Here is a 12,091-nt window from a genome sequence, read left to right on the forward strand (position 1 = left end):
ACCATGGCAAAATACGCTATTGGTGACCTTCAAGGTTGCTATCAAGAATTCGATGCGCTGTTACAGCGTATCGACTTTAATCCCAGCAAAGATCATCTTTATTGCGTCGGTGACATCGTTGCTCGTGGACCTGACTCGCTGTCTTGTTTGCGTCGCCTTTACGATATGGCGCACGCAGTAACCATAACGCTGGGTAATCATGATTTACACTTACTGGCAACGGCATCTCTAAATAAGCAACCGAATCCAAAAGACAAACTCGGGCCAATTTTTGCCGCACAAGACAAAGCTGAGCTCCTTTTATTTCTTCGACAGCAACCCCTCGCGGTGTGGTTGGAAAAGCACAACACGTTAATCAGCCACGCAGGATTGTCACCGATGTGGTCTTTAAAACAAGGTTTAAAGTGGGCAAAAAAAGCGCAAAAATGCTATCAAGGCGAAGATGCGCACTACTATTTTGCCAATATGTATCAAAATACCCCCGCTGTTTGGCAAGAAAGCGACAGCGAGATGGATAAGTTTATCTATACTATCAATAGCTTTACTCGAATGCGTTTTGTAGACGAGCAAGGTAGATTAAATTTAAAGGAAAAAGGGACACCAAGCCAGTGTGATAGTTTATTGCCCTGGTTTAATCACCCCCATCGGGCGAATGATGATTTCGACATCGTATTCGGACATTGGGCGGCATTAGAAGGACAAACAGGAAGACAACGACTTTATGCGTTAGATACTGGATGTGTTTGGGGAGGGGCTATGACCTGCATGAACCTCAAAACCAAGAGTAAAGTATTAGAGCCAAGCAGAATTACAACGTAATTAGCTGCGAATGTTGCAAAAAGTTGTTACATTTTATCAATAGATGCCTTAACTTTTCCGGCCATTGGTCGATAAGTTACGTAATTATAAGTAGTTAGGAAACTCTATGAAGCTTACTGTGAGTCAACGTATCTGGGGTGGTTTTATTTTCATCACCCTACTGCTGCTAGCCATTGGCGGCAATTCACTGATCCGTATCGCCAACATTGATAACTCTACGCAAAGCGTAAATCAATTATCATTACCTGCTTTAGAAAAAAGTTCTGAATTACAGATTGAATTCACTTTGATGAGTAAAGCGGCAATTGGTGCTTATTACAGCGATGACGCTGCGGAACTCACTGAGCTTGAGCAAAAGTACCGAAAAGAGCAAAAAGCGTTTGATAAGTCGATGTCTGAATTGCGAACTGTTGTGCAAAACGAAGCCAAGCTCGCAAACATGGCCAGCAGCGTTGAAAAAGCCTACACCGAGTTTGAACCTCAGGTCGATCAGCTGTTTAGTAATAAGAGCCGTGCCTTAACGCTAAGAAAAACGCTACGTGAACAATTCGACACCATCGATTTGAACGTTGAAGATGCAGTATCAGTTGTGCTCGACATTTCTGATTCTAGACGGTCTTGAGCAAGACGATGCTCGTGCCTATCAAGCAGTCACACAACTCGAGAACAACCTTACTTCAATAGCAACGACCAGCAATGACATTCTGACAGTTAACAATGCACAAACCCTAGACATTGTGAAAAACGATCAATTGTTTTATTTGGGCGAATTAGAACGCTCTATGGCCTTAATTGGCCCCGCTGTTGCAGCAAAAGATTCTGGCTTATTAGATGATTTAACCAATTATGTTGGCGCCATTACAAACACAGTGAAAGGTTCTACTTCGTTAGCGAATAACAAAGCTGAACTACTTGCTACAATTGAGAAAACCAAAGCAAACCTAGCGTCTTCTGAAGCAACTAACGACAAAGCATTAGCCTCATTAACAACGCTTGTTTCACAAGTGAAAGACATGGCATTTGCCCAGCAGCAAGGTGTACGTAAAGACGTAAGTAAAGCAAATTTATGGACTTGGTTAGGTATGATTTTGGCGACTATCATCGCGATTATCGTGGCCTTCTTTACAGTGAGCCGTATTACTAAGCCTCTAAGCGAAGTGAACCGTGTGCTGAATATTGTTGCTTCTGGCGATATGACACAGCGACTAGACGACACTGCTCAAGATGAATTTGGCGAGCTTGCGAAAAGCTGCAATACCCTAATCGACAGTCTACGTCAGTTGATTCAAGGCATTATCTCACGTTCAACCCAACTTGCTGCAGCTTCTGAACAAACATCTACTATCACAACTGAGTCAAGCCAAGCTATTCAGTCTCAGCGTGCGCAAGTAGAACAAGCGGCCACAGCAACGACTGAAATGAGCAGCACATCACAAGCGGTTAATGAAAGCGCGCAGCTTGCACTGAATGAAATAAAAAATGCGGATAGCGAAGCGAATCGCGTCAAAGGCATTTCTAATCAAAATAAAGCGACCATTGAACAACTGGCTATCGAAGTAGATAACGCATCTCAGGTTATCAACCAGTTACATCAAGACAGCGCCTCTATCGGTGGCATTCTTGATGTGATTCGTGGCATCGCTGAGCAAACAAACCTCCTTGCACTCAACGCGGCAATTGAAGCAGCACGTGCAGGTGAACAAGGCCGAGGTTTCGCTGTGGTAGCGGATGAGGTGCGCTCACTTGCAAGCAAGACGCAAGAGTCGACACAAGAGATTCAAAATATGATTCAATCACTGCAAAATGGCGCACAGGCGGCCGTTGAAGCGATGTCCAAGGGTCGTCAGCAAGCTGAATCATGTGTGGAACAAAGTGAGCACGCCAGTGCCGCGCTGGACTCAATCACCAACGCAGTTGCAGCAGCGAATGACGTCAGTGAGCAGATTTCCTCTGCCGCGATGGAACAGCAACAAGTGTCACAGGAGATCAGTGAGCGCTTGGAGCAGATTGTTTCTATTGCAGAGCAAACTGCAGAAGGTGCGAATCAAACCTCTGAATCGAGCTCTGAGGTGGCAAAACTGGCTGAGGAGTTACGCCAATCAGTCGATCGCTTCAAAGTGTAATAGACACAGAAACAGCAAAGGCCGCATCACGCGGCCTTTTTTTTAAAATTAACGACAAAAACTAAAGGCGTGTCGCCTGCCCCGTTTGCTCAATCTCAACGTGTTGCGCTATCTCACTTTTAATCAACAATCCACAACGCACGTTAGCTTCAGTTTGCGTAACGGCATAAGTGTTGACACCAACTTGTGGCACATCAAAAACACCGTACCTGCACCTTAGCTGGGCCTTCGCTAATGGTTCTTGTGTCTTTATTTGAACACGGTAGCGACTAAGCCCTAATAACTTTGATTTATTGGGCTCTAACGCATAGCTGTAGTGCAGTTCAGGGCTTGCATTCAACTCTTGGATGACTTGCTTTTTAGCTTTATGCAATATTGCTTCATCCATATTAACGTCTCCTAAGCCATAGAATGAGTTAATCACAGTGTTAGCATTGAGGTATTCACGCGTATACATAAACCAGTGTAAGGTGTTTTGATGAAGCTTGATTCGGTACTCTGTAGGCAGCTCTTTACTCAACGCATAAGCGCTCTGCAAGTGATGCCCATATTGATGCCAATCCTCTACGAAATAATAGTATTGCGTTTTGAACCAATGATTTAAAGATTGTTCGGCATTATTCTTAGTGTGTTCATCGAGCTTATTCAAAAGTGTTCGTACCACATTGAAATCTTTATCTGAGAGTGCAGTTTGAATCTGTTCCCCTATAGATAAAAAGCCCCTTTTAATCGTGCCATTATCAACGCCATCAAACATCTTCTTTCTTTGCACGGTACGCAACCACGAAGCTTCAATGGGTTCCCCATTCAACATCGCAGGCTCAAATTGCCACATTTTGATTAACCGCTCGAAGTCGTCCGCATCAAACCTCACTTCAGAATGAGACAACACCTCAACATCAGTGACTTCCCCTTGTTTGTCTATAACAAAAGACAAGCTTGCCCAGCTTTCGGTACGAGAACCATCGACTCTGTCGAATGGCTTTATTGGCCACGCCTTAATCAGTTTTGCAGGTGTACTTTCGTTTGCAGCGAGCGCCGTTGTATAGCCACCTAGTAGGGCAATCACGGGAAGTGTGCTAATGATTTTACGTCTATTCATCCTTGACCTTTGTCGATTTGAGTTTGTCCTATAGCCCAGTTCTTTGCTACAGTCATTTGAGCTTGCTAATAAGGAAAATAATATGAAAAACAAGCTCTTTGCATTAGTTATGGCGACTGCACTCGCGCCATTATCAATCTGGGCCAACACTACAGTAGTGCATAATATAAATGGGTACACCCCTACAAACAACGGAGACTTAGCAAAATTTCAAACTCTGGTGTTTAAAGATGGTCGGGTGATCAACCGCGGCACTGAGTCTCTTGTTAGCAGCTATCCTGATGCAACGGTCATTGACGGCCAAGGAAAAGTGCTTCTTCCTGGCCTAATAGATGCCCACGGTCATATTATCGGACTTGGGCAAAACTTGATGCGTCTTGACCTTCGCGGCACAAATTCCGTTGAGGAAATCGGCGAAAAACTCAAAACATTCGCGGCACACGCTGACCAAGAGTGGATCATTGGCCGCGGCTGGAACCAAGAAAACTGGCCAGTAAAAGAATTCGCTACCGCAAAAGACTTAGATAAATATGTCAGCGACAAGCCTGTTGTATTATCGCGCATTGATGGTCATGCAGTGTGGGTAAATAGCAAAGCGATGGAACTTGCAGGGTTAAAATCAGACACTCAAAGTCCTGATGGTGGTGAAATTATTCGCACTGAAAATGGTATGCCATCGGGTGTATTTATTGATAAAGCTGAAAACTTAATTACTACGGCCATCCCCAAAACCTCCATGAAGAGTCTGTCCACTGCTTTAGATAAAGCGGGTGAGCATCTATTGAGTCTGGGCATAACCAGTGCTCATGATGCAGGTATCGATAGAGATACTTGGCAACTGTATAAAGACCGCGCAGAAAAAGACACACTACCCGTGCGCATTTATGCCATGCTCAGTGCCGCAGATCCGCAACTAGAATCCATGCTCAAAGCAGGCAAGGTTCACGATAACCAAGACATGTTGTCGATACGCAGCGTCAAAGTGTATGCAGACGGCGCACTAGGCTCGAGAGGGGCTGCTTTGTTGGCAGATTATGCTGATCGAAAAGGCCACAAAGGCTTGATGCTAGAGAGCCAAGAGCAGCTTCAAGATATCTTTAAACTGTGTTTTACCCATGGTTTCGCAGCACATACCCATGCTATCGGTGACCGTGCGAATAGAGAAGTGCTCGACGCCTATGAAGCGGTGTTTAAAAGTACTGGCGGCAAGCTATTGCGTAATCGTATAGAACACGCACAAATTGTCGATCCCAGTGATATTCCTCGTTTTAAAGAGCTTAAGATCATTCCATCAATGCAGCCTGTGCACGCGACATCAGATATGCATATGGCCCAGCAACGCCTAACAGATACGCAATTACAAGGCGCATATGCGTGGCAAACATTCTTAGCACAGGGCTCACGGGTCGCTGCGGGTTCAGACTTTCCTGTTGAACTGGCTAATCCATTTCATGGTCTTTACAGCGCGATTACCCGTCAAGACCATCAAGGTCAACCAGAAGCAGGATGGCGACCAGAAGAATTGCTCACACGCGAACAAGCACTCCGTGCCTTTACCCTGGATGCCGCTTACAGCGCGCAACAGGAGTTTAAATTAGGCAGTCTTGAAAAAGGTAAGTGGGCTGACTTTATCTTGGTGGACACGGATATCATCAGCGCACCGGTTCAAGATATTTGGCAAACACAGGTATTACAAACTTGGCTGGGGGGAACTAAGCGTTATGAGCGCGATGCCCCAGCGTCGCAATGAGTAAGCTTTAATTTGTGTAAGTGGTATAAATTAACCAACGCCAGCAGCGCGTTGGTTAACGCCACTGGCCAAGCTTCAATAGCTAACCCATAAAAAGTAAATGCCACACACCCGGCAAGATTAAACCATCGCAGTTTGTACACATCACTCATCGCCAGAGAAGTAACCAATAAAGCTGAAGCGAAATAACCTAAATATTCCCAACTCATTTGTCCTCTCCTTCTGTTTCAGTTAGCATTAATAAACCGCTGTAAATTACCAGTTATACACTGGGTTTAAGCGGACTATGATAATAAAAAAGCCAATTCACACCGCTAGGCAATAAACCGACACAGTAAACACGGGAAAGGTTACCCTTAAGGAAAGCCCTGCATTTATGTGCGAATTGACGTAAAAACACGCTAGAGTGTCATGCTAGCGTCATGTAGTTGTAACAAAAAGGACAATTGTCCCAGCAGGCTTTGACAATGTTTCAGTATCATTTTTCGACCGATCTCGTTGAGCAACTTCTCAAGTTCACTGGCAACCATTACCAACAAGAAAAAAAAGAAGTTTTACTTCACCAAGAATCAGCCATTGCAGAAGCTTGTATTAGTGCGCAGTGGTACTGTGTCATTCAGCTATGACGTAGGTAATGGCCGACGCCTTCTGCTGGGTCAATTAGACTGCAACAATACCCTAATTGGTGAAATCGAAGCGCTTAATAACCAACCCTGTATTTATACGGTGACGTGTTTTAGTGATGTCAGCTATGACTTAATTGAATTGAAACATTGGCGCCAAGTACTATTGGAAAACCCACAGCTGAGTTTGTACACAGCGCAAACGATTGCAGCAAAGTTCCAAGAAAATCAGAAGGTAAACTTAGACAAGTTGCTTCTACCGCTTAGTTACAATATTGCCAAAGATTGTCTCATGAGGGCGCAAAATACAAATCCAACGTTACTTCGTGCCTACCCTACTGTCAGTGCCGAGGCCGAGCGTTTTGCCACAACAGAGCGTGCTTATCGTCGTGTAGTCACTGAGCTTGTGGACAAAGGGCTGATTGTTCGCTCAAAAGACGGCTTACAAACCATAGACGAAGAGGCGTTGAGTGAGTTTGTTGATAGCTTTATCTGAGCTAGCTGGCCTAATACCAGCCCGCACAAATATCTGCTCAACCTAGCGAGTTCAATGACACGCTAACTGCGTTGAAATTTTTCTATGTAGAATCACTACATACAAAAAATTCCGCCTTACTAGCACGCCATAGCTCTGTCGCTATATAGGATCACATCCTTAAGCGGATTGGTATGATACCAATTCGCAAAAATACTTAATCATTTTGAGGGTTCAAAATAGATCACTTAATTACGCGCATTGGTTTGGCATAAAAAAAGCAGCGAATGCTGCTTTTCTAAAGTGAATTGGTTAGATAAACAAATCCTTGATATTGGCAAGATCAGACTTGCCCTCTTGTAGCTCTTCAGGTGTTAAACCTGATAATTCGTGCGGGAACACCAACCACTCATCTGAATTGTGGATGTAGTAGTCTGGTTTCATCGGTACTTTAGTGTTCTTCGGCTTGTAATATGGGCAGGCTACACGCACATCTTTAGGCATGTTTAAACGCATCAGTTCCGAAAGCTTCTCTTTTAATGCATAGATACTGCGACCAGAATCAAACACGTCATCAACAATAAGCAAAGAGTTGTCAGCGTTCGCATTTTCAATGATGTAATGCAAACCGTGAACTTTGATCTCTTTAGATTGTTGACCAATACCATAATAAGATGAGGTACGAACTGCAATGTGGTCTGTTTCGATACCTTTAAAATCGTAATACTCTTGCACTGCGATACCAATAGGTGCACCACCGCGCCAAATACCAATGATGAAGTCTGGACGGAAGCCGTCTTCGTATACTTGCGCCGCTACGCGGAACGAGTCTTCCAGTAATTGCTGTGCGGTAATATAACGCTTATCTGACATAGGATTGCCCCTAATATTAATACGGCTGAAATGCCTCAGTGATCGGTACCGCCATCTCACGATGGTCGAAGGCGGCCGATCTTACCTTATTTCTGGACTAATTGCTCTAATGTCTTTTTAAAATTGAATGCCTGTGCATTTGAAGACTCAGAGCAAGCTGGTTAGTCCTTCAGTTCTGCTTCTACAGGTGGAAGAATGAGGTTTAGTAAAATACCAAAAATAGCACAAAGGCTCACACCTTGGAGTGCAAACTCATTGCCGCCAATTTGCATTCCGCCGATGCCCAGTACAAGGATCAACGAAATTATCACGAGATTACGTGGCTCACTGACATCAATATGCGCTTTGAATAACGTCTTTAAACCCACAACGGCAATCGAACCGAATAGCAAAATCATGATCCCCCCATCACAGGTACAGGGATAGTTTGTAGTACAGCTCCCATCTTACCGATGAAGGCAAGTACCACAGCAATGATAGCTGTCCATGTCATTACGCGTGGATTAAAGTTTTTGGTTAACATCACAGCCCCTGTAACCTCTGAGTAAGTGGTGTTGGGTGGACCACCCACACTGGCAGCGAGTGTTGTCGCAATACCATCGCCCATTAAGGTACGGTGCAAACCCGGCTTTTTAAGAAAATCCTTTCCTGTAACATGGCTTATCGCCATCATATCGCCGATATGCTCGATTGCCGGGGCAATCGCGACAGGTATCATAAATGCGATCGCTTGCCACTTAAACTCAGGGGCGGTGAATGCGGGAGCTGCAACCCAAGATGCTTCTTGTACAGCGTTAAATTCCACGACACCCAAGAACAATGCACTTATGTAGCCTACGAATACGCCAGCAAGAATAGGCACTAATCGCCAAATTCCCTTACCGAACACTGCAACTAATAGTGTTGCACACAATGCTGCCATTGAAATCCAAATAGCATGGTCATAAGCCACTAACTGTACTGAGCCATCGCCACTTTTACCCATCGCCATGTTTACTGCAACAGGAGCCAAAGCCAAACCGATCACCATTATCACTGGACCTACGACTACCGGTGGAAGTACGCGGTGTAGCATGTCAGTCCCCTTTAGACGTACTAACACGCTCAATACCATGTAGGCGCCGCCTGCTGCCATTAATGCCCCCATTGTTGCCGCAGTGCCATAAAGTTGATTACACGCGATAATAGGCGCAATAAACGCAAATGAAGATGCCAAGAACACAGGCACTTGACCACGGGTAATCCACTGAAATGCCAAGGTTCCTAAACCCGCAGTAAATAACGCAACATTCGCATCTAAGCCCGTAAGCAAAGGGACCAATACCAAAGCACCAAAGGCTACAAACAGCATTTGTGCCCCGGTTAAGATTGTTTTGGGAGAAAACGCAGCGCTCATCAAACAGTACCGAAGATTTTGTCACCCGCGTCGCCTAATCCTGGCACAATGTATCCTTTTTCATTTAAGTGACTGTCTAAAGAAGCGGTGTAAATATCAACATCTGGGTGGGCTGCTAAGGTCTTGTCTACGCCTTCAGGCGCTGCAACAAGCACGATAACTTTGATATGTTTACAGCCAGCCTTCTTCAACATATCCAACGTCGCAATCATTGAGCCACCGGTTGCTAGCATTGGATCAATAACCAAGCTCAGGCGCTCGTCGATATTACCGACTAATTTCTCAAAATATGGCACTGGCTCGAGTGTTTCTTCATTTCGCTCTAAACCAACAACACTTACTTTTGCACCAGGTACGAGATGTAACACACCATCAAGCATGCCTAAACCGGCACGTAATATTGGCACAACAGTAATCTTCTTCCCTTTAATACTCTTTACTGTCAGCTCATCTCCTTGCCAACCTGTAATTGTTGTATCTGCTAACTCTAAATTCTTTGTCGCTTCATATGTCAACAATGTGCCAACTTCCGATGAAAGCTCGCGAAAACTTTTTGTGCTGATACCTTGTTGGCGCATTAAGCCAAGCTTGTGTTGTACGAGAGGGTGATCGATTACGTGAATTGCCATAGATAAGCCTAGTTAAAATATTTGCGCTATTTTAACTAGTATAGGGCGGGAACTGAATTAGAAATAAAAGCGAAAACAAAAAAACCACGGTAATTACCGTGGTTTTTACAATTTTAATGCGGTTATAGGCCCGCGCGCTCTTTAATAGCTGCTACTAGAGGAGAGTCGCCATAACCATTACTGGTGGCCCAATTAAGGTCTGCACCGTCTTCTAGGGAGCTTTTTGGCAAGCTTTTAATAATATACTCACCTGTATCCACAGCTTGGCTAGCCAAGGCGTGACGCACAAGATTGTTACCATTACATTGAACGCTGTCTGCAATATCACGAAGTTTGATACGTGCGTCGCCCAAAGTTTTACGTAATCGATTTTTATCATTAGCAGCAATGTACTCACAAATACTCACTGCCAAGCGGTCATTAGCACTCGCTGGAGCCGTGTATAAAACACTGCCTGCCAACACTGCCGATGCGATAGCCACGGATAATAATTTCATTAGTTGCACCCTTTAATACTTTTTCATTACAAAGTAGACTTACAGTTTACCAACTAAATCAAAAATTATCAAATCTCTCACACTTCCTTACTAAGTGTGACAAATTCGTAATCATAGGGATTTTTATCATCTTTTCGGTACTGTTCGCGTGACTCACAACGCCACACACCTATGGATTCATAATCGGGAAAACGCGTATCCCCTTCCACTTCAAGATCGATAAAAGTTAAGTATAAAGTACTAGAAATGGGTAAACATTGCTCATAAATATTGCCGCCACCAATGATCATCACTTCGTCAACGTCACTCACACAAGCAAGTGCTTCTTTGACTGAAGTTACCGTTTGCGCCCCTTCAAATTGATATTCTGCGTTGCGACTAATGACTATATTTTTGCGACCAGGTAACGCTCTACCAATCGATTCGAGTGTTTTTCGCCCCATGATAACGGGCTTACCTAGGGTGACTGCTTTAAAGTGCTTAAGATCAGCAGGTAAATGCCATGGCATATCGTTATCTTTACCAATAACTCTGTCATGCGCCATCGCAGCAATCATAGAAACTTTCACTTTAGGTCCTTATTTATACACAAAAAAAGGGCGCAAGCGCCCTTTACATTATTCTTAACGTTCGTAGATGACTTCAACGTCGTAATCGTCATCATCCCAATCGTCCCAATCGTCGTCATCTTCTTTTTCTTTCGTTGCATGACGATGATAAGTATCCCATTTAAATTCGACTTCTTCTTCAACCTGTTGTTGTTCGAATTTGTCTTTTGGCATCGACTCAAGTAACTGCATGATATCTTGACACAATTCTTGTGTATTCAATTTACTTGCAGCACTGATTTTATAAATATCGTGATCAATACCCATTTCTTCAGCAATGCGCGCACAAATCTCTTCGACTTCATCTTGTGGCAACAAATCAATCTTGTTGAACACCAACCAACGCGGTTTATCAGCAAGCTTTGGGCTGTATTGATGAAGCTCATTAATGATTGCAAATGCATTGTCTACAGGATCTGAACCGTCAACTGGCAGCACATCGATAATGTGTAATAACACTCGACAGCGCTCAAGGTGTTTCAGGAATCGAATACCCAATCCAGCGCCGTCTGATGCGCCTTCAATCAAACCAGGAATGTCTGCAATAACAAACGATTGTCCAGATGCAGGACGTACAACACCTAAGTTCGGCACAAGTGTGGTAAACGGATAGTCTGCTACTTTAGGTTTTGCAGCTGAGACACTGCGGATGAAAGTTGATTTACCCGCATTTGGTAAACCTAATAGACCTACATCAGCAAGTAGCATCAATTCTAATTTAAGGTTGCGTACTTCACCTGGCGTGCCGAGTGTCTTCTGGCGAGGTGCACGGTTTGTGCTCGACTTAAAGCGCGTGTTACCCAAACCATGGAAACCACCTTTAGCCACAACTAACTTTTGACCGTGTTTGGTCAAATCACCGAGGCTTTCTTGGGTGTCTACGTCAGTTACACGTGTTCCCACAGGCACTTTAAGAACTAAGTCTGTGCCTTTCTTCCCCGTACAGTTACGGCTTTGACCGTTTGTGCCACGCTCAGCGCGGTGAAAACGCTCAAATTGATAATCGATTAGGGTATTTAAGTTATCGTCTGCTTCTAAGTAGACGCTGCCGCCGTCACCGCCGTCGCCGCCATCCGGGCCACCGTCTGGTACGTATTTTTCGCGTCGGAAAGAGACAACACCACTGCCACCATCTCCCGCTTCTGCACGGATTTCGACTTCATCAACAAATTTCATCTTTATTCACTTAGCGGATC

The 12,091-nt window shown here is 44.3% G+C and carries 9 protein-coding genes and 3 pseudogenes; 4 read left to right on the forward strand and 8 right to left on the reverse strand.

Annotated elements, in window-relative coordinates:
- The first annotated feature begins 3 nt into the window (after positions 1–3).
- Together ACH19P_RS13915 and ACH19P_RS13920 are read left to right on the forward strand one after the other, a co-directional pair.
- Entirely contained in the window at positions 4–819 is an 816-nt protein-coding gene (locus ACH19P_RS13915; RefSeq protein ID WP_462159144.1) for a symmetrical bis(5'-nucleosyl)-tetraphosphatase, read from the forward strand.
- A gap of 106 nt (positions 820–925) precedes the next feature.
- Positions 926–2,942, forward strand: a pseudogene (locus tag ACH19P_RS13920) (HAMP domain-containing methyl-accepting chemotaxis protein).
- 61 nt (positions 2,943–3,003) lie between these two features.
- Here the strand turns inward: ACH19P_RS13920 and ACH19P_RS13925 are convergent.
- Positions 3,004–4,044, reverse strand: coding sequence for an energy transducer TonB (locus ACH19P_RS13925; RefSeq protein WP_462159145.1), 1,041 nt, complete (start codon positions 4,042–4,044; stop codon positions 3,004–3,006).
- An 82-nt stretch (positions 4,045–4,126) separates the two neighbouring features.
- On the opposite strand from ACH19P_RS13925, the gene ACH19P_RS13930 reads away from it, so the two are divergent.
- A complete protein-coding gene (locus ACH19P_RS13930) occupies positions 4,127–5,794 on the forward strand; it encodes an amidohydrolase (protein ID WP_462159146.1) in 1,668 nt (555 codons plus the stop codon).
- Here ACH19P_RS13930 and ACH19P_RS13935 read toward each other — a convergent pair.
- On the reverse strand, positions 5,764–6,003 hold the full coding sequence (locus ACH19P_RS13935) for a uroporphyrinogen decarboxylase (protein WP_462159147.1): 240 nt from the start codon (positions 6,001–6,003) through the stop codon (positions 5,764–5,766). The two genes, ACH19P_RS13930 and ACH19P_RS13935, sit on opposite strands and share 31 nt — an antisense overlap.
- A gap of 258 nt (positions 6,004–6,261) precedes the next feature.
- On the opposite strand from ACH19P_RS13935, the pseudogene ACH19P_RS13940 reads away from it, so the two are divergent.
- Positions 6,262–6,913: pseudogene (locus ACH19P_RS13940) on the forward strand (Crp/Fnr family transcriptional regulator).
- Between the two features lie 291 nt (positions 6,914–7,204).
- Here the strand turns inward: ACH19P_RS13940 and ACH19P_RS13945 are convergent.
- The 6 genes and pseudogenes from ACH19P_RS13945 to cgtA all read right to left on the reverse strand — a co-directional run bounded on the left by ACH19P_RS13945 (position 7,205) and on the right by cgtA (position 12,071).
- Complete coding sequence (locus ACH19P_RS13945; RefSeq protein ID WP_462159148.1) at positions 7,205–7,765, reverse strand: phosphoribosyltransferase; 561 nt, start codon at positions 7,763–7,765, stop codon at positions 7,205–7,207.
- A gap of 161 nt (positions 7,766–7,926) precedes the next feature.
- Positions 7,927–9,161 (reverse strand): annotated as a pseudogene (locus tag ACH19P_RS13950) (uracil-xanthine permease family protein).
- Positions 9,161–9,790 carry a uracil phosphoribosyltransferase gene (gene upp / locus ACH19P_RS13955; protein ID WP_462159149.1) on the reverse strand — a complete coding sequence of 210 codons (630 nt, stop codon included), beginning with the start codon at positions 9,788–9,790 and terminating at the stop codon, positions 9,161–9,163. The pseudogene ACH19P_RS13950 and the gene upp overlap by 1 nt, the downstream one beginning before the upstream one ends.
- A 122-nt stretch (positions 9,791–9,912) precedes the next feature.
- On the reverse strand, positions 9,913–10,287 hold the full coding sequence (locus tag ACH19P_RS13960) for a DUF3718 domain-containing protein (RefSeq protein WP_462159150.1): 375 nt from the start codon (positions 10,285–10,287) through the stop codon (positions 9,913–9,915).
- A 77-nt stretch (positions 10,288–10,364) separates the two neighbouring features.
- Positions 10,365–10,844, reverse strand: coding sequence for a type 3 dihydrofolate reductase (folA, locus tag ACH19P_RS13965; RefSeq protein WP_462159364.1), 480 nt, complete (start codon positions 10,842–10,844; stop codon positions 10,365–10,367).
- Between the two features lie 66 nt (positions 10,845–10,910).
- Complete coding sequence (gene cgtA / locus ACH19P_RS13970; RefSeq protein ID WP_462159151.1) at positions 10,911–12,071, reverse strand: Obg family GTPase CgtA; 1,161 nt, start codon at positions 12,069–12,071, stop codon at positions 10,911–10,913.
- Positions 12,072–12,091: the final 20 nt, after the last annotated feature.

Source organism: Pseudoalteromonas sp. GB56 (assembly GCF_054923835.1).